Origin of the sequence: Pseudoalteromonas sp. SW0106-04, assembly GCF_001293805.1 — a bacterium.
Taxonomy (GTDB): Bacteria; Pseudomonadota; Gammaproteobacteria; order Enterobacterales; family Alteromonadaceae; genus Pseudoalteromonas; species Pseudoalteromonas ruthenica.
This window is the reverse complement of record NZ_BCAI01000002.1, coordinates 45742-71059: the sequence shown is the minus strand read 5'-3', so window position 1 is coordinate 71059 and position 25318 is coordinate 45742. Positions and strand designations below refer to the sequence as shown.

The following is a 25318-nucleotide window of genomic DNA, read 5'->3' as shown; positions in this document are numbered from 1 at the left end:
TGATAAGGTAAATTGCTACTTTAGGCACTTAGCCTCGTCGGCCTGTGCTCGTGCGACTAATACACTTTGCTAAAGCGAAGCGTATTGTAATGACAACAAAAATAAAGAGAGAAGACTATGCAATCAGTAGTTATTGTCTTGCTTGGTATTGTCGGCATGCTATTTGGCTGGTTCGTCTATTCCAAGTTTATCGCCGAAAAAATCTTCAAAATGGACGATAAGTTTGTAACTCCAGCTCATGAGCTCCAAGACGGCGTTGATTATGTGCCAACCAATAAAGTGGTATTGTGGGGACACCACTTTACCTCGGTAGCGGGGGCCGCGCCCATTGTTGGCCCCGCAATTGCGGTTTATTGGGGGTGGGTGCCTGCTGTATTGTGGGTGGTATTTGGTACGATTTTCTTTGCTGGTGTTCACGACATGGGGGCCTTATGGGCCAGTGCTCGGCACAAGGGTAAATCCATGGGGGCGTTATCAGAATCAGTCATAGGCTCACGCACCCGTTCTTTATTTATGATTGTGGTGTTTTTGGTGCTGTTGATGGTGAATGCGGTATTTGGCGTGGTGATTGCGAACTCGTTTGTATCGCAACCTAATGCGGTATTCCCAGCATGGTCGGCGATTGTGGTGGCCTTAGTGATAGGTCAGCTGCTGCGTCGAAATATGCCGCTTATTCCTTTGTGTGCCATTGGTGTTGGCGTACTCTACGCGACGATTTACATGGGCAGCTCAATGCCTCTGGCGCTGCCTAGTGAAATGTTTGGGTTAGCGGATAAAGCCAACTGGATCATTATTCTTTTCGTTTATGCAGCAATTGCTTCGTTATTACCTGTTTGGATGCTACTGCAACCGCGCGACTTTATTAACGGCATGCAGCTGTTGGTGGGGCTGGTTCTGCTCTACGGTGCAGTCTTTGTTTCTATGCCTGATATCACAGCTCCTGCGTTTAACATGCAAACCGCTGCTGACACGCCCAGTATTATTCCTTTGTTGTTTGTCACCATAGCCTGTGGTGCGGTGTCAGGCTTCCATGGCATCGTGTCTTCAGGAACGAGCTCAAAACAACTGAATAAAGAGACCGATGGTCGCTTTGTGGGATACCTCGGTGCCGTGGGAGAAGGATGTTTAGCACTTATCACGCTGGTGGCCGTTAGTGGTGTGGCCTTAGCTGTTTCCCCAGAGGAGTGGCATGAAATATACAGTCATTTAGGCGCTGGCAGTGTGAGTGCTTTTATTACTGGCGGTGCTAATTTAATTGAAAGTGGCTGGGGTATCTCCACCGAAGTTGCGTCAACCCTATTGGCGGTAATGGTGGTGTTGTTTGCAGGCACAACGATGGACTCGGGTGTGCGTCTCCAGCGTTATATCATTCAAGAGTGGGGCGACATTTATAAAATATCGGCACTTAAAAATGGCGTCGTTGCTACGTTAGTTGCGGTGGGGTGTTGTTTGTTACTTGCCTTTGGCGCCGGTGGTGCATCTGGCAGTGGTGGCATGATTATTTGGCCGCTATTTGGCTCTACCAACCAGATCCTTGCCAGCTTAACCTTACTGGTGATCTCGGTGATGCTTATAAAAGCAGGACGTCCGGCTAAATTCACGCTGATCCCTATGGTCTTTGTATTGATTATGGCGTTCTTTGCGGGGGTCATTAAACTTGCTGAGTACTACCAACAGGGGAACTGGTTGCTTGTTGTACTCGATGCCATCGTCCTTATTGTCAGTGTGTTGGTCATGCTTGAGGCGTGGTCTGTGATCGCTAAACATAAGCGGGAAAAACAGCAAGGCTCAGAGCAAGCGTAAGCACAACTTGTCAACGCCACTTTACAATCCCTAAGGTGGCGCAGAGCTTCGCTAGTCAAGAACCAGTAAATCACCGATAATGTAGGTCCTTTGTTTTAGATTAGGACCTTTTTTATGTCTTATGCACGCGCTACGTCTTGCGCTAGTCTTGATGCACTTAGTGCAACCAGCGAAAACGATGCTCTTATTATTATCTGTGACTCCCTTGATGCGCTGCCCCAAGCCTATGCTGAACAAATCAATGCTCACGCGGCGATAGATAGCCGTGTAGGTAAGCAGCCGGCATTATTGGTCAGCGAACAAGCGCCAGGTAAGCGCTTGATTGTGACTCCCACAGGCCCTTTAGGGCGGGATTATGATGATGTGCGCCGTGTCTTTGAAGCGGCTAAAAAAGGCATTGCCGTAGCGAAGGAAGCAGGTGCAATCAAGCCGGCTTTATATGTGCATAATATTCAACAGCGTCCAGGTTACGAGTTCGCATTGGAAGTGGCCTTTTTAGGTGCTAACCAAGCGTTATGGCAGCCCTTAGAAGCACGTGAATATCATGGCGATGCTATCTCTGCACTGAGTACGATTAGCCTAGTCGGCGCTACAGATGAACAACTAAAACAGGTCAATGCGATTGCCGCCGGCCAATATGTGGCACGCGATTTATGTGGCACTGAACCAGAGCGTATGGCGCCGCCTCGCTTCGCTGATTATTGTGTCGAGGCTTTTGCTGGTACTGCGGTGAAGGTTGATGTGATCAGTGATATCGCGACGATTGATAAAGAGTATCCATTGCTTAGTACCGTCGCTCGCGCATCCTATGCGGTAGAGCGTCATCACCCACGCGTGGTAAAAATGGTCTATGTGCCTGAAGGCAATGTTGAACGCACGTTGATCTTTGTCGGTAAAGGCCTTGTTTACGATACCGGTGGTGCGGACTTAAAAGTTGGTGGCTTCATGGCCGGCATGAGTCGCGATAAAGGCGGTGCTGCATCTGTCGCTGGGTTTATGAAAGCCGTCGCTGAAGCACAGCCTAAAGGAGTCAAAGTGATTGCCTATTTGGCCGTGGTTCGTAATTCCATTGGTTCGGATTGCTTTGTTCCTGATGAGATTATTACCAGCCGTGAAGGCATCCGCGTGCGCATTGGTAATACCGATGCTGAGGGCCGCTTGGCAATGGGTGATTTACTCAGTGAGGCTAAAGAAGTGGCTAAAGGCGAGGTGAATCCTGAGCTCTTTACCGTTGCTACTCTCACCGGGCATGCCGCCCGAGCTGTGGGGCCTTATAGTGCCTATGTTGAAAATGGTCCAGCGCGTAAAGTGCAGCTCTCACAGCAATTGGTGGAGCAGGGTGACTTATGGGCCGATTGCGCCGAGGTATCGCGTTCGCGTCGCGAAGACTATGATTTTGTGCAACCACGCACCTTAGCTGACGATGTGCTTTCCAGTAATAATGCCGCATCGGCAGTCACTGCTCGGGGCCACCAGTTCCCGATGGCCTTTTTGGCGATTGTGGGTGGGTTAGATAAGCATGGCTTAGATAGCGAGCAGCCGCTTCCTTATGTACATATGGATATTGCCGGCAGTGGTGTGGAAGGCGGCGATTGGCAGCATGGAAAACCAACTGCGGCTACGGTAGCAAGCTTATTTGCTAAATACTGTCGCTAACGCTGGCAGCAATAGCCGATATTGTTAAGCTAAAAAGGCCGCCGTTGGGCGGCCTTTTTATGACCGGAAAGCGATGACTTCATATTTTGAAGCGCTTAACTATGCCGTCGAGTGTTTGACTGGCCTGTTCTAGTTCGTTACTCGCCTGGTTCATAACCTGTGTGCTGGAGAGCGACTCATTGGTTGCATGGGCTAAATCATTGAGCCGCTGCGACACTTCGCTAGAGGCGTCATTTTGTTGCTCAGTGGCGCGGGCGATATGAGCGTTCATCTCCCGGATAGAGTCAACCAAGCGGTTGATTTCATCCAATGCTTCGGTGGTATTCGCGGTGGACTCAACAGTATTGTCCGAGATCTGTTGGCTGTTTTGTACGGCCTGCACTGCTTTTTCCGCACCTTGTTGCAACTGCTCGATCATAGCTTGAATTTCATCGGTGCTTTGGCCTGTGCGGCTGGCTAGCGTGCGCACCTCATCTGCAACAACTGCAAACCCTCGGCCTTGCTCGCCGGCTCTAGCCGCTTCTATGGCAGCATTGAGCGCCAAAAGGTTGGTTTGCTCGGAAATGCCGCGAATCACATCCAGTACACTGCCAATATTATTACTTTGGCTGGCTAACTGCTGCACCACCTCAGCGACTTGTTCAATTTGTGTGCTTAAACGGGTGATCGCATTCACTGTGTTATGAACCACTGATTTTACTTGATCTGCATAACTGTTCGCTTCGTTGCTAGCTTGCTCGGCGTTATTGGCATAATCACTGATGTCTTTCACTTGGTGACTTACCTGTTCCATTGCTGTGGCCACTTGTGCTGAGCTGTCGCTCTGCAGCTCAATATGATGTTGATTTTGCTGGGCCGTCGATTGTAGTTGCGCCACATGCTCACTCACTTTATTGGCTTGCTCATTGACCGCTTCTATGGATTGGCGCATCTTTTCGGTGTAATCATTAAAGTGCCTGGCAAGGCGAGAGACCTCGTCATTGCCGCTGCTGTCTAAACGCTGGGTTAGGTCTCCCTCACCTTGGGCTATATCTTTCATCATGTCTGCTGCGTGACGAATAGGCCCCATCACACTTTGTGCTATTAAATAGCCCATCACTAACAGCACCGCGAGAATAACAACGCCCTCGAGGATAAGAATTGTTTTGCTACGTGCAAACGAGTCCTCAATGTGATCAATATAAACGCCGGAGCCAATCACCCAGCCCCAGGGTTCAAACCCCTTAACGAACGCTATTTTATCGACAGGTTGATCTTTTCCTGGCTTTGGCCACTTGTAGGGCACAAAGCCTTCACCTTGACGCTCGACCAGCTCAGCCATTTGCACGAATAGTTTCACGCCATCGGGGTCGGCGGTGTTAGCTAATGACTTGCCTTCGAGCTGCGGCTTAAACGGGTGCATGACCATGGTCGGGCTGGTGTCATTGATCCAAAAATAATTGGAATCACCATAGCGCAAAGTGCGAATGGCATCTTTAGCGGCAACTTTCGCTTGCTCATCCGTGAGGGCGCTCGTTTGTGCTTGTTGGTGGTAATACGCCGCGATGCTGTGTGCATTTTCTACTAGGTTGCGCGTTTTCTCATGTTGCCCATCCAGCAAAGAGCTGTATTGGTTAGTCAGTGAGGTCGCGACTAAGATGATGATACCGAGTAGGGCAAGAACGAGTAGTGCAATATAAGGCGACGAAGGTGCTGCATAACAAATCCTTGGAACGAGGTAATGCTATGAGTTTAGTCGATTCTAAGTGAGTGAGCCTAAAAATAAGTATGGATTTTCAGTAGATTGTAAAAGAAATCAGGCCAGCAGAAGCTGGCCTGATTGAAGCGTAGAAACTTACTCTTGAGCCATATCAAAATGGCGGTTAAAGAAGTTGGTAATGGTTTGATGCAGGTGCGTTTGTACCTTTTTACCTCGCAAGCTATGTTTCGAGCCTGGGTAGGTCATCATTTCAAACGGCAACGCCTTGTCTTGTAGCTGTTTAAACAGCTTAGTGGCGTGGGTAAAGAGCACGTTGTCATCAGCCATGCCATGATAAATCATGAGCGGACCCTTGAGGCCATCGCTGTATGGAAAGACCGCGCTTTGTTCATAGCCTTTGGCATTAGTTTTTGGGTGGCCAAGATAGCGCTCTGTGTAATGAGTATCATACAACGACCAGTCGGTAACAGGAGCACCTGATACACCGGCTTTGAAATAATCGCCAGCTTTAAACATCCCCATTAACGCCATGTAACCGCCGTAGCTATGGCCATAAATACCTATGCGCTGCGGGTCTACGTAATCTAAGGTGCGTAAAAACTCGACGCCTTTAATTTGATCCTGCACCTCACTTTCACCAAGGTGTTTGTAGATCACGTCTTCAAAGCGCTTTCCGCGATTGTAGGAGCCGCGATTATCCAGCTGAAATACCACATAGCCTTGTTGCACCATGTATTGAAAGTATAGGTTTTTACTGCGCCAGCTGTTGGTAACTCGCTGCGCATGTGGGCCGCCATATACATTGACAATGACCGGGTGCTTTTGCTTTTTATTCAGTTTGCGAGGCTTGAACAGGCGGTAGTGCATTACCTGACCGTCTTGTGCCTTTATGGTGCCGTACTCAGGCTCTACTAAGTCGCTGGTGTAAGGGCTGAGTGGGTGTTGTTCATCAATGGCATTTTGCTCTAACCAAGTGACAAAGTCGCTATTGGTTTTACGCAGTGCAACATAGGGAGGGCGATTTACCGACGAGGCACGGTCAATAAAGGTCTTGCTATCCTCTGCAAGAACGACGTTATGATATTCACCCGCTGCGGTGATGCGCGTAATCTCACCAGCTTCAAATAGGGGGGTGCTATACAAGTGGCTTTCCAGCGGCGTGTCTTTGCGACCGGCAAAATACACGACGCCATTTTGCTCATCAACGCCTTTTAATGACTCAACAATCCAATCCCCTTGGGTGATTTGGCGTACCAGTGTGCCATCGACCTTGTACAGGTAAAGGTGCTTGTAACCATCGCGCTCTGACGCCCAGATAAAGTGCTCTTTATCTTGCAGAAACTTCAGATCGAAGTGCAGGTTAATCCATGTATCACTGCTCTCTTTTACGGCCACGCGTTGGGTTTTTTCGGCGCTATCATAAAAGCGCAGCTCAAGCTCTTGCTGCGAGCGGTTTTGCCATTGATAAGACAGAGTGTGGTTGTCTTTGAGCCATTTTGCACGGGCAATGTAAATATCCTTGTCGGTGCCTAAATCAATCCAATCAACCTGTTTGTCATCAATACGGACAACGCCTAGCTCTATGGCCACATTGTCGGTGCCAGTATAGGGGTAGCGCTGGTTAAATAGCTTCACTTCGTCGGCATAAATCTCGTTACGAATCGCCTCTTCTACGGGGCTCTCATCGATACGGGTAAAGGCTATTTTCTGTTCATCACCGGACCACCAGTAGCCAGTCATGCGACTCATTTCTTCCTGCGCCACAAACTCAGCCATGCCATTTTTAATGACGCCGCCGCCATCTTGAGTGAGCTGGATTTCTTTGCCACTGGCCAGTTCTAAGGCATATAAGTTCTGGTCGCGGATAAAAGAGACAAAATTGCCTTTCGGTGAGAATCGCGCGTCGGTTTCAAACGCTTCGGTATCGGTGAGCTTACGGCTTTCGCCACTGGCCAGTTGATAGTAATACAAGTCCCCATTGAGTGGGAAAAGCAACGCTTGTCCGTCTTTGGACCAGGTATACTCCAAAATTCCACGGCCAAAAATACGTTGGCGCTCACGGCGTGCTTTTTCTTCATCAGAGAGATTTTCCGGCCCTGAGAACAATGCTTGCGAATCGACTAACATGCGGTTGCTGTTGTCTTTGAGGTTGTATTCCCATAGGTCGTAGCGATTGTAGTCTTCTTTCTTTCCTTGCAAGTAGGTAACGCGGCTACCATCTGGAGAAAACTTAAGCTTTACAGGCGCTTTACCAGCCAAGCTAGGGTCATCAAAAATGCGCTCGAGCGTCAGCTCTTTGGCAGTCGCTGCGCCGCAGGCTAAGCTTGCAGCCAAGGCAACAGATAAGTATTTGGTTGTATTAGACACGGGTAAACCTTATTGTTGTAGTGATGCGTTGATGGTACTGATGCACTGTCATAAGCGCAACTTTATGCCACTAAACTTGCAGCAACAGGAGGATGCTATGTTTGCATTAGCACCAGAGTTGGAACGAGATTGTATTGAATTGGCGGATTGGCCGTTGTGTAAAGTGCTGTTAATGAATGACAGCCAGTACCCTTGGTTTATTCTGGTACCGCGCAAAAGCGGATTAAAAGAGATCATTGATTTAAGTGATCGCGATCAAATCGTGTTAGGACGTGAATCGGCGAAGCTTAGCTGTATGTTAAAAACTGTGTTCAAACCGGCAAAATTAAATGTTGCTGCTTTAGGTAACATGGTTGAGCAGTTGCATATTCATCATATTGCTCGCTTTGAGCAAGACCCCGCATGGCCCAAACCGGTGTGGGGGGTACACCCACCTAAACCTTATACTGAAGCGCAAATTCAACAGATTAAAGAGAATTTGCAGCTATAAAAAAACAGCGCCGAAAGGCGCTGTTTTTATGTCGTCTATAAATACTGGCTTAGTTTAAGCCTAGTACCTTTTTGCCTTGGATGAAGTCGACATCCACAGGGATATTCGCTTTGCTGAGCTTTTCTAAATCAGCGGCCAGTTCAGGTTTAATTTCACCCATGGTAGCAACGAGCTGGTCCACCTTCTGATAGTCACCGTCACCTTGCAGGGTAAGAATTAAATTTGATAGCTTGCTCATGGCTGCAGCCATCTTATCCATATTTACCTGATATAGGCCGTTTTCATCTTTGGAGAACGCGCCTTCTTGTTTGAAGAAGTTAAAGCGGATCATATTAGCTTTACCGTGCGCGCTGGATGCGCCAAAACGCACAGAGCGGAAGATTCCAGCCATAAAGGTGACATAGTAATCTTCTAACGTACCCTCGGTAATCTCGCCTTTTTTCAATAGCTGCTCAACCATATACAAGCCAAGGATATCCGCCTTGCCTTCTTCCAATGCACTCGCGTGCTCTTGAAGCGACTGGCGTACGGTGCCTTTACCGGTAATGGTGTTTTTAATACCTAGGCCATGCGCCACTTCGTGGAACATGGTATTGGCAAAAAAGGCGTCGAAAGTAATGTGTTTGCGCTGCTCGGGCACAATGAGCTCAGCGGCAATAGGCATGAGGATTTTGTCGAACTTAGCGCGCATGGCATTTTTAAGTTGCAGGCGACGAGTGCCTTTTTCCAGTTGCACTTGCTCATCATTAGGCAGATTGATGGCTATGGTTTTGCTGCCAGCATTGGAGTGGCCAGCATAGTAGATGACATCATACGCATTCAGATCGGCGTCTGAACCGGGAACCTCTTGCTTATATTGCTCCGCCACAGGCAGACCTTTTTGTAGCTCCGGAAGGAATTGCGCAAATTTTGCTAAACGCTCACTCCAGGCCATGTCTTTGACCAAAACATAGGATTCAAAAGCCGCACGATAACCGAAAAGTTGATCTTCATAGGTTTCGATCGGACCAATAACCACATCAATGGGGTTATTTTTCATATCCATCCAAGCAAAATCAGAGGCTTGATAGTCATCACTTAGCAAGGCATCGGCACGCATACTCAAGTAGTTAGCGAATTCTTTATTATCGGCCAGTTCGCTCGCTTGGCGCAGCAAATCTGCGGCAGCTTCCAATGCTTGGGCGTATTCTACTGAATAAGGCACACTGTAAAGCTCACCTTTGTCATCGCGTTTGATGATGGAATAAAGGCCTGTTTTATCTTTTACACTGCTTTGCTCTAATTCTTCTTTCGTCATGTCAGCTGGGTAAAATTGAGCCCCTGCTGGTTTGTGCTCATAGCCGCTTAAAAAAGGCTGATCGCCGTTTAAGCGATCCCAAGGACCATAGTTAATCTTGGCAAAGTGACGCACTTGTTCATCATCTAGGCTCGCTAAGAAATCTTGTTGCTCGCCACCGAAAGCCTGACGCCAAAACAGTTGGTCCATAATTTTTGAGGCATCAATCAGTTTAGCGAGCATTTTTTGCTGATTTCCGCTTAGGTGTGACAAGTCGGTATTGAGCTCAAAATCGGTGTAAATGTTAAGCCGCTCGCGTTCAATATTTATCAATTCAGGGCCACTGCTTGGTTGTGCGCTCGCCGCTGTTTGTTCAGTAGTTGACTGTGGTTGCTTGGAGCAGGCGCCAAGTGCGAATACAGAGCTAATAAGCAGTGCTTGAGAAATTTTCGACAATTTACTCATGGGATCCTCTTTCGGTGTAACTCGTTATTGGACTGTAAAGTAAGACAAAAAACACAGTCCATTGAGAGAGTTTATGATTCGGTTATAGCGGGGGAGAGCCCCGTGTTGTTGGGCATTAAAGCAACTCAAGGGCTGGCTGGCAATAATGATTATGGGAACATAGGTAATTATTTTTTGTAAATAAATGGGCAATTGCGCTATCACTTTCTAAACTTTATCGGTAACTTATAGCTAATTTATAAGAAAAAACGGCTTTGCTGACTTAAAGGGTACTGGCGACATGTCCACAGAAAACGCTTTGCTGACCATCTTGGTTGACCGCATAAATAACGATACTTTGGTGCTGCCAACCTTGCCGGAAGTGGCACTTCGAGTGCGTAACGCTGCAGATGACCCGGATATAACCTTACATGATATGGCGGACGTGATCGCCAATGATCCCGCATTAGCAGCTCGGATGATCAAAGTTGCGAATAGCGCCTTGATGAGTCGCTCGGTGAAGGTGACGACTATAAACCAAGCCGTTACGCGCATAGGACTAAGGCAGATAAAAAATATCGCCACAGCGATGGCCATGGAGCAGCTATTCGTCTCTCAGCATGAGCTGATCAAAGGCTATATGGATAAGGCATGGCAAAAGACAATTCGTGTTGCCTGCCATTCGATAGCGCTGGTGCAGAATTTTCGCAAGCAACAGCGTCATGACACGATTAATACCGAAACTATCACCTTGGCAGCACTGACCTACAATATTGGTATTTTGCCTATTCTCACCGAGGCTGAGAAGCACCCAGAGGTGTTTGCTAATCCGAGTTTTTTAGCTCATGCCATTCAAAAACTAGCAGGGCGCATTGGTGCTGCTATTTTAACCGCTTGGGACTTCTCTGATGAATTCGTAGAAGTAGCAAAGTGTTGGGCCGACCCTAATTATCGCCCTAAAGAGGTGGAGTTTGTCGATTTCATCCGCATGGGCGCGATCATGGAGGGCATTTTACAAGTGTCAGATAAGTCGTCCGCACTGAATGTTTATGTCGATAAAGGGATTATCCCATCTGTGGAAATATTTGCTGACGATGAGTATCAGGAAGTCGTGGGTGATATAAGAGAAATATTCAGTTAAAAAAAGGAGCCTCAGGCTCCTTTTTCAGTTATGCATTGTACTTACAAATCCTCGGCATCGCCTAATTGATTGGTCAATGCATCAAGGAGTTGTTTGATTTCTTCCGAGGCAAGAATAAAGTCTGCGTCAAGCTTTACTGCCATGTCTTCTTTAGGAATATCGGCGTTTTCTTCTTTTAACGTATCGGCATAACTGACGCGTTTAATAGAGCCATCATTTTGCAATAAGAACTTCACTCGTTCTTGATACTCCAGCGCCAGCTTAGTGACCTCTTTGCCATTATCTAAGTGGTTTTTAACCTCATCACTGGATAGGTCATGGCCTTTAAACTTCACTTGTGCCCCATTGTCATCTTGCTCTTGCAACTCGGCGTCTAAGCCAATCGCGAAGCCTTCTGGAGCGTTGAATTCCTTCAACCACGACGTTAAAAATAAGCCAAGATCATAATTTGCAAACGCTGGCACAACAGGCAATGTACCTAGTGACTTGCGCAATAACGCAAGTAACTCTTCTGCTTTATTAAAGCTGGCACTATTGACCACAACCCAGCCATTTTCCATATCGATAAAAGCAAATTGGAGGCTAGACTTCTTAAATGCTTGCGGCAGCAAAGAATGCAAAATGTTTTCTTTTAGCTCATCTTTTTCTTTTTTGCTAACGCGGCGGTTTTCTTCAGCTTCTAAATGATCGACCTTCTCCTGCACCATCTCGTTGACGACCGCAGGGGGCAGTACTTTTTCTTCCCGCTTAGCGCACACTAAAACAGTACTTTGCGAGAAGTGACTGAGCATCTGACCATGTTTGCCAAACGGCTTGGTCCAGCCAAAGGTATGCATGTCTTGGCTGCCACAGGGGCGGAATACGTCTTGCTCTAGGGCTTTTTCAAAATCGTCTTGTTGGTAACTGATGTCTTGCTTAAAGCGATAACAGATAAGGTTGCTAAACCACATAGTTTTACTTCCGTTGAGCTGTGGGCTCGAATTAAATGTGGCGCCATCATAGCAGGAGTCACCTTACTAATTAAACATTTGCATTGGCTTTGGTAAGTCTTTTGGGATAGTAATCCGGTATTGCAAACCTTGGCCCGGCTCGCTGCTCACTTCAATCTCGCCCCCCAAGGTTTGTTTAACCAAATTGAAGGTGATATGAGTGCCCAGACCACTGCCGCCTTGGTCACGTTTGGTGGTAAAGAAGGGGTCAAACAGTTTATCTAGCTGTTCGGCATCAACACCACGACCATTATCACGATAGTTGATATCCACTAGGCCATCATTTTCGCTCACATCAATAGTGATAGTGCCCTTTTCGACATCTTCAAAGCCATGAATGAGTGAGTTCATAATTAGGTTAGTGAAGATTTGGCTAATAGCACCAGCAGGTAAATTAAGCACCAAGTTATCGGGGCAGTTTACATCCACCTGATGTTGAGTTTTCTTAATTTTTGGATGCAGTGAGCGAATCACCTCGCCCAAGTACTCTTTAAAGTTTATGGTGCGCACCGCTTCACTGGCCTGATCGACCGCTATTTGTTTAAAGCTGGCAACTAATTCTGAGGCGCGGGCAAGATTTGAAGTGAGCAGTTCAGTACTTTGCTTCGCATCTTTAATAAACTCTTCTAGCGCTTTCGGGGAAAGTGTTTTTTCTTTATAAGCATGCTCAATGGCATCGAGACGCTCTTGTAAGAAGGAGGTTGCGGTAACACCTATTCCCACTGGCGTGTTGATATCATGAGTGATACCCGCGACTAAACCACCCAGCGCTGCCATTTTCTCCGAGCCAAGCAAGCGCTCTTGGGCCAAATTGAGCTCATCGACATAACGCTGCATCTCGCTTTGCTTGGTTAGCAACTCTTGCTCGGTATGACGGCGCAGTTCAATTTCCTCCGTTAAGTTGAGCTTTTGTTTTTCCAGCTCATATTTCTGCTGCTGCAAATCCATCATCGCTTGGCTTAGGTTTGAGGTCTTTCTTGCTACCTCTTGCTCCAGCTGTAAGTTTTGCTGGTCTAGTTTTTCATTGCTTTTCAATAACTCTTTTTGGGTGTGCTCTAGTTTATTGCGATACTCGACTACTTTATTGATCATGTTGTTGAATGACTGCGCCATGACATTCAACTCGTTTTTTTCATTACTATCGAGGTTTATTCTTGTCCCTTCTAAGTCATCTAGCTCAAGGCTTTCAATCTGCTCGGTAAGTTGATTGAGCGGATGGGTGAGGTGTTTACGAAAAGCCAATAAAAACAATAAGATCAAAAACGCGGTTTTGATCATGGCGTTGCCGACCAGAAGATAGATTGACACGATAATACGGCTGACAACCACATCTCGGCTGGAAAAAAGCGTGACATCACCCACTTGGGTGGCGCGCCCGGAAAACTCAAAAATTAACGGAAAGGTGTAACCAAATAATCCGGAGGGAGTATCTTCTATGATAGAAGAATCTTGCACTAATTGTTGCGAGTAGAGCTCGCGAATGTCTAAAGAGCGCCCGAGTTGAGAGATCACTTCGCCGCTGTCATCACGGACAATAATTCCTTCAACCATAGGAATAGCTATTAACCCTTCGGCGATGGTAATACTTTGATCGGTATTTAATTCCCAAATTGCGCGGGTAAGGCTGCCACTAAAGGTCTTTTGCAGTGTTTGTAGTTCATCGCGTATGTAGTTTTTGGTATTCAAGTACTCAGCAAAGACTTGGCCGCAAGTGACAACAAATGTGAGTAAAAAATACACCGACAAAACACTGGTTAGGAGCTTCTTCGACAAACTATTATGTAACATACGAGTACAGAGCCCTTGTATAAACCATGAAAAAGCGATGATAAAACGTCAATTATCAGCCCTAAATTCGCCATTGGCTTCAAAAACCTAAAGCTAGCCAAGATTCTTGAAAAAATAAATAAAATAATAGCTTAAAGACTGCAGATTAACAAAAATCTGTGGCCTGCGGTGTTAAGATTTGTTTATAGCTATGGTATAACCTACTGATATAAGTTTTACCCTCAAATGGCGTAGTAATGGCTTTTCAGGTGTTAGTCTGTGACGATTCCGTAATGGCTCGAAAACAAGCGAGCAAAGCGGTTATGTCTATTTTGCCTTGCGCGGTGACGCACGCTACAGATGGTGAACATGCACTGACGCTAATGAGCGAACAACACTTTGATCTTCTCTGTTTAGACCTCACCATGCCGAAAATTGACGGTATCGGGGTATTACAACAAATGCGCATACGCAAAATAGAAACCTACGTAGTGGTTATTTCTGCCGACGTACAGTCGCAAATGAAGCAGCGCACAGCGCAACTCGGCGCCCTTGGATTCATTAATAAACCGGTAAAAACAGATGCTTTAGCGGATGTTTTGCATAAATTTGGCGTTTACTAATCTTAGTTATATCTAAAAAGCATATTTTTTCTTTTCTTTAGCTGTTGACAGAAATAGTCATTTTCGTGCAGTCTAGAACCATGAACACAAATTACGCAACACTGACCACCATTATTACCACCACCATCCTTAGCGGATAGTGGCATGGGTCGGTGCGCAGAGAAAAAAGGCCTATGCTCACTGAGCATAGGCCTTTTTTTTGGCCTATCGTCACGACCTGGTAAAAAGGTGTTATTGGGAATGAGGAAAACATGCAAGTACTAAAGTTTGGAGGCTCGTCACTGGCCGATGCCAGTTGTTTAAAGCGAGTAAGTGAGATTGTCCGCCAGGAGCTCAAAGAGCAAATGCTGCTGGTATTGTCAGCCCCCGGCGGTATGACGGATACATTGGTGGGATTAGCTGAGAGTGCGGCGACAGGTGTAGATATCCAGTCACAGTGGCAACTGTTTTATGAGCGTGCACATACCTTGAAAGACGAAGTGTGTGAGCAAAATCAGCAGCCTACAAACTGGCCCGATTTTACGCAGTTAAAACAAAAGCTAGAAGGCGTGGCTTTATTAGGACAGTGCCCGGATTCGGTGTTCGCTTATGTAATTAGCTTTGGTGAGCGCATTAGTGTGGCCTTGATGCAGGTGCTACTCGATGATTTTCGCCCTCATTATATGAGTGCGGAACAAGTTATCCGCTCCAGCGGTGGCTACTTAAACGCTGAAGTTGATCTAGATGTATCAAAACTACAGTTTCGTGAATATTTGCACGCTAACCCCGCAAAAATATATATTATGCCTGGCTTCACTGGGGCCAATGACGATGCCCAATTGACCACGCTAGGGCGTAATGGCTCCGACTATTCTGCTGCTGTTGCAGCCGCTTGTTTAGAGGCCGATATCTGTCAAATCTGGACCGATGTTGACGGTGTGTATAGCGCTGACCCTCGCTATATCAAAGGGGCCACTAAGGTCGATTTTCTGTCTTACAAAGAAGCGATGGAACTCTCTTACTTTGGCGCTAAAGTCTTGCATCCCAAAACCATTGTGCCATGCGCAAAAGCGGGCGTGCCATGTGAGATAAAAAATACCCACAACAGTAAAGAACCCGGCTCATTGATCAGTGATGAAGTCACTGAAAGTGAGCCGGTAAAAGCGATCTCAAGTTTACAAGACTTGGCTATGCTCACGGTGTCAGGGCCGGGCATGAAAGGCAAAGTCGGCATGGCGGCCAAAGTGTTTACTGCGCTAGCAGCCGATAATGTCTCTATTGTTCTCATCACCCAGTCCAGCTGTGAGTTCAGCATTAGCTTTTGCGTGCATCAGCAAGATTTAGCCTTGGCGCTGCATGCTCTCGAACAAGCTTTTGAACTTGAGTCAAAAGCGGGGCTTATTGAGCCTGTACAAGTGCAGCGGAATTTAGCGATTGTTACGTTAGTTGGCGATAACATGCGAGCACACAAAGGCTTAGCAGCGAAGTTCTTTGCCTCGCTGGCGCAGGCTCAAGTGAATATCGTTGCCATAGCCCAGGATTCAACAGAAAGTTCAATTTCTGCGGTTGTTGATGGTGAGTTATGTAATGATGCAGTGAAGGTTTGTCATGAAAACTTCTTTACCCATGTGCCTTCTATTGATGTTTTCCTGCTCGGCTGTGGGCTTGTTGGCAGCGAGCTGCTAAGCCAAGTGCGTAGGCAACAACAATGGTTGCAACAACGTAATATCAAACTCAAAGTCCGAGGCGTGGCCAACTCCCGACAGATGCTGTTAAACAGTGACGGGATTGATCTAGAAAATTGGCAGCAGCCATTGGCGCAGACCTCACAGCAATTTGATCTAACCTTGCTGGAACAGTTCGTTAAGCAAAACCATCTGATTAACCCAGTGTTAGTGGATTGCAGCTCCTCTGGTGCGCTCGCTGCTCAGTATGCCGATTTCCTTAATGCTGGTTTTCATGTGGTAGCGGCTAATAAAAAGGCCAATACCAGCTCGCAGGCTTACTATCAGCAGCTCAAACTCGCTGCGCAGCGCAATAATCGCCGCTTTTTGTATGAAACCAATGTTGGCGCCGGCTTGCCGGTGCTCGATAACCTGCAGTTGTTATTCGGTGCCGGTGATGAGCTTCTGCATTTTAGCGGCATTTTATCGGGATCGTTATCTTATATGTTCGGTGTTATCGGTGATGGCTTAAGCCTGTCACAAGCAACCATCAAAGCTAAAGAAAATGGCTTTACTGAGCCGGACCCTCGTGATGACCTATCAGGGACTGATGTCGCCCGTAAACTACTTATTATCGCTAGGGAGTCTGGTTTGGCACTTGAGCTGGATGATATTGAAGTGGAGTCGGTATTGCCGCCGGGCTTTGCCGAGGGACTAAGCGTTGATGAGTTTATGGCTAAATTACCACAACTTGATTCAGACTTTGCCGATAAGGTTGCCAGCGCCCAAGCCGAAGGAAAGGTCTTGCGTTATGTTGGCGCAATTGAAGATGGTCATTGTCGTGTTGGTATTGAAGCCGTTGATAGTCGACATGCGTTGTATGACATTCGTGACGGCGAAAATGCCTTAGCTATTTTGAGTCAGTATTATCAGCCCAAGCCTTACGTTATTCGCGGTTATGGCGCAGGAGCCGAAGTGACCGCAGCGGGAGTTTTCGCTGATATTCTGAAAACCTTACCACGTTAGGAGAGGGCCATGATTGAAGTTTATGCGCCGGCCTCGATTGGTAATTTTGCGGTTGGATTTGATGCGTTGGGAGCGGCTATTGCACCCATTGATGGCACTTTGTTGGGCGATGTGGTGCGAATTAGCGCCAGCGCTGAAACAGAATTTGTGTGCTCAGGGCCTTACGCCCATAAATTGCCACAACAGGCAGAGCAAAATTTAGCCTTTATGTGCATGGCGCACTTTCGTGCCACGGCCGCACCAGATATGCCGACAGCGCGTATGGAGTTAGTGAAAAACCTGCCCATTGGTTCAGGTCTGGGATCCAGCGCCTGCTCAGTGGTTGCGGCACTTGCAGCGCTGAATAAATTTGCCGGCACTGAGCTCAGCGAGGATGCGCTCATTGAGCTCATGGCTGATTTTGAAGCTAAGGTCAGCGGCGCTCGTCATTATGACAATATCACGCCGTGTTTGCTTGGTGGTTTGCAGCTCACAGGGGCGCTGATACCCGGTCGTTCACTGACGATCCCCACTCCCAGTAACTGGTATCCAGTGGTCGCGTTTCCCGGTTTCACTCTCAATACCGCTCAGGCTCGAGCAGTGCTGCCGCAGCAAATGAGCTTACACCATGGTATTGAATTTGCTCAGCGTCTCAGTGCATTTTGTACGCTAATGCATCAGCAACAGCATGAGTTAGCGATGGAGCTGATGATTGATACGGTTGCTGAGCCCTATCGCAGTGAATTGATCAGCGGTTTCAGTGCCGCCAAAAAGGCGATGCTAGAGTTAGGCGCGAAGGCGGTGAGTATTTCTGGTGCTGGGCCGACGCTTTTTGCACTATGTGACAATATCAATGATGCTAAAAACTGCCAACAGTGGTTACAGCAGAACTATGTAAATGAACAAGGCTTTAGTCATATTTGTCAGATAGATACGGCAGGTACGCGGGTTTTGAATGAGGGAAAAGAATAATGCGGTTGTATAATTTAAAAGATGATAGCCAAGTGGTGTCTTTTGTTGAGGCGGTAAAAACGGGGTTAGGGCGCAATCAAGGAGTGTTTTTTCCGCAACAGCTAACGCCACTGGATAATATGGATGCCTTATTGGAAATGGATTTTGTCTCGCGCAGCACACAAGTACTGACGCACTTGATTGGCGATGAATTGAGTCCTAATGTGGTCGCTGAAATGGTGCAGGGAGCGTTTACTTTTCCAGCACCTTTGGTTCACGTTGCCGACAACCTCCATTGTTTAGAGCTTTTTCATGGCCCTACCTTGGCATTTAAAGATTTTGGTGGGCGCTTTATGGCGCAGTGCCTTGCCCAGTTCAGTAACTCAGAAAAGGTCACTATTCTCACAGCCACCAGTGGTGACACTGGCGCTGCAGTAGCTCATGCTTTTTATGGCAAAGAGAACATCGATGTGGTGATCCTGTACCCTGAAGGCAAGATATCAGAGGCGCAGCAAAAGCTGTTTACAACCTTAGGTAATAATATTCACTGTTACAGTGTTAAGGGCTCGTTCGACGATTGTCAGGCCATGGTTAAGCAAGGGTTTTTAGATGACGAGCTCAAAACACGTTTGCGCCTTAATTCTGCGAATTCTATTAATATTAGTCGCTTACTCGCGCAGGTATGTTATTACTTTGAGGCGGTGGCGCAGTTGCCCAAAGCGCAGCGAGACAAAGCGCACATCTCGGTGCCGAGCGGTAACTTCGGTAATGTGTGCGCAGCGATGATAGCTTCGCTGATTGGCTTACCCATTCAAAAACTCTCGGCAACAACAAATCAAAATGACACGGTGCCGCGCTTCATCGCTTCCAAACAATGGCAGCCGCATGAGACTCAAGAATCTCTGTCTAATGCTATGGATGTCAGTCGGCCCAATAACTGGCCTCGTGTACAAACGATGTTAGACAGTGGTCGTTTCAGCTATGACGATTTCTTTTCTCATGCTGTGGATGAGGAGCAAACCGCTGTGGCGATGCGTGAATTACAGAGCATGGGCTATCAAGCTGAGCCACACACCGCGATTGCTTATGAAGGGTTAAAAGCGGATTTAGCACCTGAGCATCAGGGGATTTTCCTAGCTACGGCCCACCCGGCTAAGTTTCAAGCCAGCGTGGAGAAGATTTTAAATGTTGAATTAGCGATGCCAAAGGCGCTTAGCGATGCCTTAGCTAAACCTTGCCTTGCTGAGCCGATGAGTGCAGATTATCAACAATTACGGCAAGCGCTGCTGGCGAAATTAGGTTAATTTGGTAAGCTAGCAATATCGATAACAAACGGCCTTTAGGGCCGTTTTTTTAATGGAACCGAGCAGCATGACATCTTGGTCTGATTTATTAGCAGAGCAAAAACAGCAGCCTTACTTTCAACAAACCTTGGATTATGTGCGCCAACGCCGAGAGCAGGGCGTAGCTGTGTATCCGCCTCAAGAACAGGTATTTGAGGCATTTCGCGCCACCGCGTTTGAAGATGTGAAAGTGGTGATACTGGGTCAAGACCCATACCATGGTCCAAACCAAGCGCATGGCTTATGCTTTTCGGTGTTGCCAGGGGTAAAACCGCCGCCGTCATTGGCGAATATGTATAAGGAATTGGCGCAAGATATCGCTGGATTCAGCATCCCTCAACATGGATATTTACAGTCTTGGGCACACCAAGGGGTGTTGCTACTCAATACCGTATTGACCGTTGAACAAGGGCAAGCACACTCGCATAAGCACCTCGGCTGGGAGCGTTTTACTGACGTGGTCATCGAACAGCTTAACCAACATGGCAAGGGCATTGTGTTTTTGCTTTGGGGCGCACACGCTCAGAAAAAGGGCAAGCACATCGACACGCAAAAGCACCATGTGCTTAAGGCTCCTCATCCGTCGCCGCTGTCAGCACATCGAGGTTTTTTTGGCTGTGGTCACTTTTCCAAAGCCAATGAAATCCTTACCAACCAAGGTCAAGCTGCCATTGATTGGACTCTAGCCGAGCAAATATAACGCAATAAAAAAGAGGGCATATAGGCCCTCTTTTTTATGTTGGTATCAAAAATCTAACTCTTCTAAACCAATGTCATCGCTGAACAAGTCTAGTTCTTGCAGTTCTTTGCGCAGACGTTGCTTATCTTTTAGTGCTTCGATTTCGCGCCATTTACGTTTTTTATTTCGACCGGATGTCTTTTTGGTCTCTGGACCTTCTATTATTTTTATTAGTTCATTCAGACTATCCATGACACTCTCCTGTATAACTAACGCAATCAATCTATACCACAGTTGGTATAAAAATAAAACGAAAATGTTTAACCAAGGTTACAGAAAAGTGATAATTCTATTACGAGCGGAAAGGGCAGAGAAATGGCGGCCTTGTGGGCCGCCGAATGGTGTTAGAGTTGTTTAAAACGAGCCTCTAAATCTTGCTGAGCTTTAGCAAAAGCACGAATTCCCTCGGCGAGCTTTTCAGTCGCCATCGCGTCTTCGTTATGCAACCAGCGGAATTCACTCTCTGTGAGTGCTTCAGGCTTAGGTTGTACATCGTTTGCACCGCTTAACAAGTAATCTGTATTAGCCGGCAACTCGGCTAATTCCTCGAGCAATGCAGGGCTTATGGTGAGGCGATCACAGCCCGTTAAGGCAAGAATTTCACCGGTGTTACGGAAGCTGGCACCCATGACGATAGTGTCGTAGCCGTGGCCTTTGTAAAAGTCATAAATACTGCGCACCGATTGCACGCCTGGGTCTTGCAATGGATCGCTAGGCTTCTCCATCCCGTTAGCAACATGCCAATCGAGAATACGGCCCACAAAAGGTGAAATAAGGTAAACATTGGCATCGGCGCATGCACGGGCTTGGGCGTCACTGAATAACAGCGTAAGGTTGCAGCGAATGCCTTCTTTCTCAAGTTGCTCGGCAGCTTTGATCCCTTCCCATGTCGATGCAATTTTAATTAAAATCTTGTCACGGCTCACGCCTTCTAAATCATACAGCGCGAGTAACTGTTTGGCTTTGGCGATGGTTGCTTGGGTGTCAAATGATAAACGCGCGTCCACTTCGGTGGAGATGTAACCAGGCACAATATCAGCGATTTCTTTACCGATTAATACCGCAAAATAGTCACAGGCTAATTCGAGTTGCTGCTGCGCATCAGTGCTTTGCTCTTTGGCATACTGCCATGCTTTATCTAGATAGGGCTTGTATGCCTCTATCTCACTCGCTTTAAGCAGCAAAGAGGGGTTAGTCGTTGCATCTTGAGGTTGATGTTTACGAATCGCTTCAATATCACCGGTGTCGGCTACAATGGTTGAATGTGCTTTCAACTGTTGCAGTGCTGTAGTCATGTGCTTTCCTCATTCCAAGCATAAAATCTGCTGAGCTTGCCTGTTGCTTGAAAACGCCAGACAAACATACATAGGTTATTTCGTTTATGTTGCACCTAAGTGACAACCAAAGGGAGGTCAATTGTCCGTGCATTGATGTCGCTATTGGCTAGCGCGCATGGAACCGACGCGCACCGTACAAGTGAACTTGCAGGTAGAAAGGTCGATTTTTGAATAAAGCGTGATTTTTGCTTTATTTAATGTTGAAATTGACACTAATTACTAGGCAAGTCAACTGCAATTATGATTACTGTTATATCTCCAGCAAAGAATCTTGATTACGATACGCCTGCGCCAACGCAGGACTACACGCAGCCAGAGCTGCTGAGCCACAGTGAAGAGCTGATCGAGGTGTGTCGCGAGCTTTCGCCGCAGCAGCTTGGCAGCCTCATGAAGATTAGCGATAAGCTAGCGGGGCTCAATGCCGCACGCTTTAGTGAGTGGTCGCAGCCATTTACCCCTGAGAATGCAAAACAAGCGGTGTTTGCATTCAATGGCGATGTTTACACAGGCCTTGATGCATCAAGCTTAGAGGATAAAGCCTTAGCCTATGCGCAGCAGCATCTACGCATTCTCTCCGGTCTTTACGGGGTGTTAAAACCACTGGATCTGATGCAGGCTTACCGCTTAGAAATGGGCACCAAGTTAAATAACCCCCGAGGCACAAATTTATATCAATTTTGGGCAGAGGTTATCGCCAAAAAATTAAATGAAGCCATGGCGCAGGCGGGCACATCCACGCTGGTTAACTTGGCTTCGAATGAATATTTCAAAGCAGTGGACAAAAAAGCACTCAACGGGACGATTGTTACGCCTGTATTCAAAGACTGTAAGAACGGCCAATACAAGGTCATCAGTTTTTATGCTAAAAAAGCGCGAGGGATGATGGCGCGTTATATTATCGAAAACCAAGTGGACTCGTTATCGGCTTTACAACGTTTCGATAGCGCGGGGTACTATTTCAGCGCTGAAGCGACGAAAAATGACAACGAGCCGGTGTTTTTGCGCGACGAGCAAAGTTAATTCCACATAGGGCTCCGCTGTTCTCTTTGAAGGTGAAGATGAGAGCCCGCAAACCCTTCCCCAGTCACCTTTCCCACTAATATGGCAGCTATCTTGCATCATTTACGCTTTATCTACTTATGCGCATGAATGGAGCATTGCATGTTCGCTAATTTCAATGTCGAAAAAGCACAAAAACTCATTGAAGAAAAACTCGGTGGTTGGCTAGAGACCGCAATCAGTCATATTCCTAACTTAGTGGTGGCGATTGTCATTACTATCGTCTTTGCGCTGTTGGCGCGGGTGCTAGGCTCAATCATTAGCAAAGTATTAAAACGCTCTTTGGACTCCGAGCAGATTGCAGGTTTAATGACTTCTATCGTGAAGATTTTGATTCTCACGCTCGGGGTGTTTATCGCCCTAGATTTCTTAGGGTTAAAAGGCACTGTCACTTCATTGCTCGCGGGTGCGGGAATTGTCGGTTTGGCTATCGGTTTTGCCTTTCAAGATATGACCGAGAACTTGATTGCCGGTGTCGCCATGGGTATTCGTAAACCCTTTAGACCCGGCGATGTAATCGAAAGTGGCGATGTGTTTGGCACCGTAAAATCAATTAATCTGCGCAATACGTTAGTAGAGAACTTTTACGGTCAGTTGATCATTATTCCCAACAAGATTCTGTTTCGCAATATTCTCACTAACTACAACTATCTCGGTACCCGCCGTATCGAAGTGCCGGTCGGTATTTCTTATGGCGATGATATCGAAGCAGCAGAAAAAGCCATTGTCGAGTACATCAATAACCTCGACTTTGTTATTCGTAAAGAGGATACAGCCGTTTACGCCGATGGTTTTGGTGATAGCGCTATCAATCTGCTGGTTTGGTTCTGGATAGCCTACCCAAATGATGATCCAGGTTACATGGAAATCCGCAATCAAGCTTACATTACCGTTAAAAAGGCGCTCGACAGTGTGGATGTGACTATTCCATTTCCTATTCGCACCTTGGATTTTGGTATCAAAGGCGGTGAAAAGCTGGTGCAGATGTTGCCGTCACAGTCTCCAGAAGAAGGGGCGCATAAGCAACGAGGCCAGGATGAAAAACCGGGAGAGGACAGTGAATAGCGACACATGTGCGCGGCTGCTGACTCGGTAAAAGCTGCAAGCGGGTTATAAAATTTTCCCGCTTCTTCTGGTTATTCGCAGTAATTGGGGAGCGCAAGTTGTAATTAGCCTACGCCTTGGCGCCATCGTTTAAATCAGACCTAGCTCGATGCCTCGCAATACAGCGCGGGTACGATCGCGCACCATCAGCTTGGCTAAAATAGCAGAGACCTGATTGCGCACTGTGCCTGCGGATTTATGCAGCGCCTCGGCAATCTCGGCGTTAGAGAATCCAGCAGCCACCAAGCGGAGGATTTCCAGCTCACTGATACTGAGAGTTTCGTATTGGGTAAATTCATACAGCGGGGGATTATTCGGGCGTGAGGCGTGACAGGCGATAGTTTGTGTTACCGCCGGTTGTAACCAGCGTTGTCCTTGGCTGAGCGCGATGATGGCATCGGTGAGCACCGCGAAGGAAATATCTTTACGTAGATAGCCATCAGCACCAAGGCGAATGCTTTTGAGTACTAAATCATGCTCGTCAAAGGTTGATAGTAGCATGACTGCAACAGGGAGCTTGGCATTGCGGATCTCACGCAATGCGTCAATACCACTGACTGTTGGCATACGCACATCTAACACCAAGACATCGACCGGGTTGGCCGTGAGCCAAGTAACGATATGCTCTGCGTGGTTGCGTTGTGCGCTTACCTGCAAATCAGGATGCAGTGCTAATAAGCTACACAATCCCTCGAGCACCAAATTTTGATCATCTACCACTGCCACTTTAATCACTATCAGCCTCCGCACCTAACGGAAGCGCGATATCTAGGCGCGTGCCGGTCGCTAGCGAAGTCACAGTCAGCTCGCCGTCAAGTTGCATCACACGCTCTTGCATCCCCTTGAGCCCGTTTCCCCATTGATGGTGGTTGATACCCATACCGTCGTCCTCAACGCGCCAAAGTAACCACTGTTGCTGACGCCACAAGGAAATATCACAGCGCGTAGCGTACGCATGTTTGCGCACGTTAGTAAGCGCTTCTTGGGTGGCACGAAACAGCAACTCGGCGATTCGCGCATCACGTACTTTGACACGCTCACTGTAATGCAGCTGGGTAACAGGGTGAACAGTATCTGCAATCAGTGTTGTTAGCGCCTGCTTGAGATCAATATTATCGAAAGCCCTGAGAGTACTCACCGTATCGCGCGTATGCGCCAGTAAATCAGTGATTATATGTTTGCACTGCGCCAAAGGGGGCTGCGCTGAGTGACTGAGTTGTTGGGCCAGTTCCAGTTGTAAATTTAACGCCGTTAGGCCATGTCCTAACGAATCGTGGATGTCTCTAGCGATGCGCAGGCGTTCATCGCGCTTGGCGGTATCTTGCAGTAAAACCTGGGTGGCACTGAGCTCTTGGAGTAGGGCCTTATTGCGCTCGTTGGCTCGGCGCTCATCAAGTAAGGCGTAGGATAAGCGCAGAGCAAACAAGTGATAAGCGATGAATAAGAGAGTATTCACGAGGTCGTAGGAAGTGGGCGTGGTGGCAAAATAGGCTAAAGGCATAACCAGTGCCAAAGCTAAGCACACTATTAGCGGCGCCAGATAGACAAGGCTTGCTACATACACCACAGAGAGGATTAAAATGAGACCGCTTTTTATCCAAAGCAGTAGTATCAGCAACAGACTAAATTGGGCTGTGGCCAATATTTTCTGGGATCGAATAGTTCTCTGTGGGCCCGTAGTACGCAACAAGTGCAGCATGACAAAACCAGTGAACACAGCAGCGACGAACACATCTGGGTAAGGCAAGTTGAAGCGCAGTATATCCTGTTGATGATGCAGCGAGTAAAATACAAAACCAGCGACGATGGCGCAGGTGAATAGTACTAGAACAGAGCCAGTCCAATTCGCTATAAAGTGGTTACTTTGCCATGCCTTCATGTT

At 47.2% G+C, this 25318-nt stretch carries 20 protein-coding genes; 11 read left to right on the top strand and 9 right to left on the bottom strand.

Going from position 1 to position 25318, the window contains the following annotated elements:
• Positions 1–117: 117 nt before the first annotated feature.
• Together W04_RS02890 and W04_RS02885 are read left to right on the top strand one after the other, a co-directional pair.
• Entirely contained in the window at positions 118–1803 is a 1686-nt protein-coding gene (locus W04_RS02890) for a carbon starvation protein A (protein WP_022943419.1), read from the top strand.
• Between the two features lie 114 nt (positions 1804–1917).
• Complete coding sequence (locus W04_RS02885; RefSeq protein ID WP_053909739.1) at positions 1918–3459, top strand: leucyl aminopeptidase family protein; 1542 nt, start codon at positions 1918–1920, stop codon at positions 3457–3459.
• Positions 3460–3538: 79 nt separating this feature from the next.
• Here W04_RS02885 and W04_RS02880 read toward each other — a convergent pair whose 3' ends face one another.
• The gene (locus W04_RS02880; protein WP_053909738.1) at positions 3539–5164 is read right to left on the bottom strand and encodes a methyl-accepting chemotaxis protein; all 1626 of its coding nucleotides are present in this window, start codon (positions 5162–5164) and stop codon (positions 3539–3541) included.
• Positions 5165–5293: 129 nt separating this feature from the next.
• Entirely contained in the window at positions 5294–7492 is a 2199-nt protein-coding gene (locus tag W04_RS02875; RefSeq protein WP_231658018.1) for a S9 family peptidase, read from the bottom strand.
• Positions 7493–7622: 130 nt separating this feature from the next.
• Here W04_RS02875 and W04_RS02870 point away from each other — a divergent pair, with 130 nt between their 5' ends.
• Positions 7623–8015 (top strand): HIT domain-containing protein, encoded by a 393-nt coding sequence (locus W04_RS02870; protein WP_053909970.1) that lies wholly within the window; start codon positions 7623–7625, stop codon positions 8013–8015.
• A gap of 49 nt (positions 8016–8064) precedes the next feature.
• On the opposite strand, the gene W04_RS02865 is transcribed toward W04_RS02870, so the two are convergent.
• Positions 8065–9756 (bottom strand): Zn-dependent hydrolase, encoded by a 1692-nt coding sequence (locus tag W04_RS02865; RefSeq protein ID WP_053909736.1) that lies wholly within the window; start codon positions 9754–9756, stop codon positions 8065–8067.
• Positions 9757–10036: 280 nt separating this feature from the next.
• Between W04_RS02865 and W04_RS02860 the strand changes: the two genes are divergently transcribed.
• Positions 10037–10876, top strand: a complete 840-nt coding sequence (locus W04_RS02860) for an HDOD domain-containing protein (protein ID WP_045979301.1) — start codon at positions 10037–10039, stop codon at positions 10874–10876.
• A gap of 41 nt (positions 10877–10917) precedes the next feature.
• Here W04_RS02860 and rdgC read toward each other — a convergent pair whose 3' ends face one another.
• Together rdgC and W04_RS02850 are read right to left on the bottom strand one after the other, a co-directional pair.
• Positions 10918–11826: a recombination-associated protein RdgC gene (rdgC, locus tag W04_RS02855; protein WP_022943426.1), complete on the bottom strand. Its 909-nt coding sequence runs from the start codon at positions 11824–11826 to the stop codon at positions 10918–10920.
• 66 nt (positions 11827–11892) lie between these two features.
• Positions 11893–13653: a HAMP domain-containing sensor histidine kinase gene (locus tag W04_RS02850; protein ID WP_053909735.1), complete on the bottom strand. Its 1761-nt coding sequence runs from the start codon at positions 13651–13653 to the stop codon at positions 11893–11895.
• Positions 13654–13889: 236 nt separating this feature from the next.
• On the opposite strand from W04_RS02850, the gene W04_RS02845 reads away from it, so the two are divergent.
• The 5 genes from W04_RS02845 to ung all read left to right on the top strand — a co-directional run bounded on the left by W04_RS02845 (position 13890) and on the right by ung (position 19897).
• Positions 13890–14255 carry a response regulator gene (locus W04_RS02845; protein ID WP_022943428.1) on the top strand — a complete coding sequence of 122 codons (366 nt, stop codon included), beginning with the start codon at positions 13890–13892 and terminating at the stop codon, positions 14253–14255.
• A gap of 251 nt (positions 14256–14506) precedes the next feature.
• Complete coding sequence (gene thrA / locus W04_RS02840) at positions 14507–16924, top strand: bifunctional aspartate kinase/homoserine dehydrogenase I (RefSeq protein WP_053909734.1); 2418 nt, start codon at positions 14507–14509, stop codon at positions 16922–16924.
• A gap of 9 nt (positions 16925–16933) precedes the next feature.
• Complete coding sequence (gene thrB / locus W04_RS02835; RefSeq protein ID WP_053909733.1) at positions 16934–17875, top strand: homoserine kinase; 942 nt, start codon at positions 16934–16936, stop codon at positions 17873–17875.
• Entirely contained in the window at positions 17875–19158 is a 1284-nt protein-coding gene (thrC, locus tag W04_RS02830; RefSeq protein ID WP_053909732.1) for a threonine synthase, read from the top strand. The genes thrB and thrC overlap by 1 nt, the downstream gene beginning before the upstream one ends.
• Before the next feature lie 67 nt (positions 19159–19225).
• Positions 19226–19897 carry a uracil-DNA glycosylase gene (gene ung, locus W04_RS02825; protein WP_053909731.1) on the top strand — a complete coding sequence of 224 codons (672 nt, stop codon included), beginning with the start codon at positions 19226–19228 and terminating at the stop codon, positions 19895–19897.
• 45 nt (positions 19898–19942) lie between these two features.
• On the opposite strand, the gene W04_RS02820 is transcribed toward ung, so the two are convergent.
• Positions 19943–20128, bottom strand: coding sequence for a DUF3545 family protein (locus W04_RS02820; protein ID WP_022943433.1), 186 nt, complete (start codon positions 20126–20128; stop codon positions 19943–19945).
• A gap of 152 nt (positions 20129–20280) precedes the next feature.
• A complete protein-coding gene (tal, locus tag W04_RS02815; protein ID WP_053909730.1) occupies positions 20281–21231 on the bottom strand; it encodes a transaldolase in 951 nt (316 codons plus the stop codon).
• Positions 21232–21513: 282 nt separating this feature from the next.
• Here tal and yaaA point away from each other — a divergent pair, with 282 nt between their 5' ends.
• Both yaaA and W04_RS02805 read left to right on the top strand, forming a co-directional pair.
• Entirely contained in the window at positions 21514–22293 is a 780-nt protein-coding gene (yaaA, locus tag W04_RS02810) for a peroxide stress protein YaaA (protein WP_053909729.1), read from the top strand.
• Positions 22294–22434: 141 nt separating this feature from the next.
• A complete protein-coding gene (locus tag W04_RS02805) occupies positions 22435–23397 on the top strand; it encodes a mechanosensitive ion channel family protein (protein WP_053909728.1) in 963 nt (320 codons plus the stop codon).
• Positions 23398–23526: 129 nt separating this feature from the next.
• On the opposite strand, the gene W04_RS02800 is transcribed toward W04_RS02805, so the two are convergent.
• Entirely contained in the window at positions 23527–24171 is a 645-nt protein-coding gene (locus W04_RS02800) for a response regulator transcription factor (protein WP_053909727.1), read from the bottom strand.
• On the bottom strand, positions 24164–25315 hold the full coding sequence (locus W04_RS02795) for a sensor histidine kinase (RefSeq protein ID WP_053909726.1): 1152 nt from the start codon (positions 25313–25315) through the stop codon (positions 24164–24166). The genes W04_RS02800 and W04_RS02795 overlap by 8 nt, the downstream gene beginning before the upstream one ends.
• Positions 25316–25318 lie beyond the last annotated feature (3 nt).

Excerpts from the sequence above, each read along its gene's own strand:
- W04_RS02885 (WP_053909739.1), top strand. The coding sequence starts at position 1,918 with ATGTCTTATGCACGCGCTACGTCTTGCGCTAGTCTTGATGCACTTAGT.
- W04_RS02795 (WP_053909726.1), bottom strand. The coding sequence starts at position 25,315 with ATGAAGGCATGGCAAAGTAACCACTTTATAGCGAATTGGACTGGCTCT.
- W04_RS02870 (WP_053909970.1), top strand. The coding sequence starts at position 7,623 with ATGTTTGCATTAGCACCAGAGTTGGAACGAGATTGTATTGAATTGGCG.
- yaaA (WP_053909729.1), top strand. The coding sequence starts at position 21,514 with ATGATTACTGTTATATCTCCAGCAAAGAATCTTGATTACGATACGCCT.
- W04_RS02820 (WP_022943433.1), bottom strand. The coding sequence starts at position 20,128 with ATGGATAGTCTGAATGAACTAATAAAAATAATAGAAGGTCCAGAGACC.
- ung (WP_053909731.1), top strand. The coding sequence starts at position 19,226 with ATGACATCTTGGTCTGATTTATTAGCAGAGCAAAAACAGCAGCCTTAC.
- W04_RS02805 (WP_053909728.1), top strand. The coding sequence starts at position 22,435 with ATGTTCGCTAATTTCAATGTCGAAAAAGCACAAAAACTCATTGAAGAA.
- W04_RS02860 (WP_045979301.1), top strand. The coding sequence starts at position 10,037 with ATGTCCACAGAAAACGCTTTGCTGACCATCTTGGTTGACCGCATAAAT.
- W04_RS02845 (WP_022943428.1), top strand. The coding sequence starts at position 13,890 with ATGGCTTTTCAGGTGTTAGTCTGTGACGATTCCGTAATGGCTCGAAAA.
- thrB (WP_053909733.1), top strand. The coding sequence starts at position 16,934 with ATGATTGAAGTTTATGCGCCGGCCTCGATTGGTAATTTTGCGGTTGGA.
- thrA (WP_053909734.1), top strand. The coding sequence starts at position 14,507 with ATGCAAGTACTAAAGTTTGGAGGCTCGTCACTGGCCGATGCCAGTTGT.
- rdgC (WP_022943426.1), bottom strand. The coding sequence starts at position 11,826 with ATGTGGTTTAGCAACCTTATCTGTTATCGCTTTAAGCAAGACATCAGT.
- W04_RS02865 (WP_053909736.1), bottom strand. The coding sequence starts at position 9,756 with ATGAGTAAATTGTCGAAAATTTCTCAAGCACTGCTTATTAGCTCTGTA.
- tal (WP_053909730.1), bottom strand. The coding sequence starts at position 21,231 with ATGACTACAGCACTGCAACAGTTGAAAGCACATTCAACCATTGTAGCC.
- W04_RS02890 (WP_022943419.1), top strand. The coding sequence starts at position 118 with ATGCAATCAGTAGTTATTGTCTTGCTTGGTATTGTCGGCATGCTATTT.
- W04_RS02850 (WP_053909735.1), bottom strand. The coding sequence starts at position 13,653 with ATGTTACATAATAGTTTGTCGAAGAAGCTCCTAACCAGTGTTTTGTCG.
- thrC (WP_053909732.1), top strand. The coding sequence starts at position 17,875 with ATGCGGTTGTATAATTTAAAAGATGATAGCCAAGTGGTGTCTTTTGTT.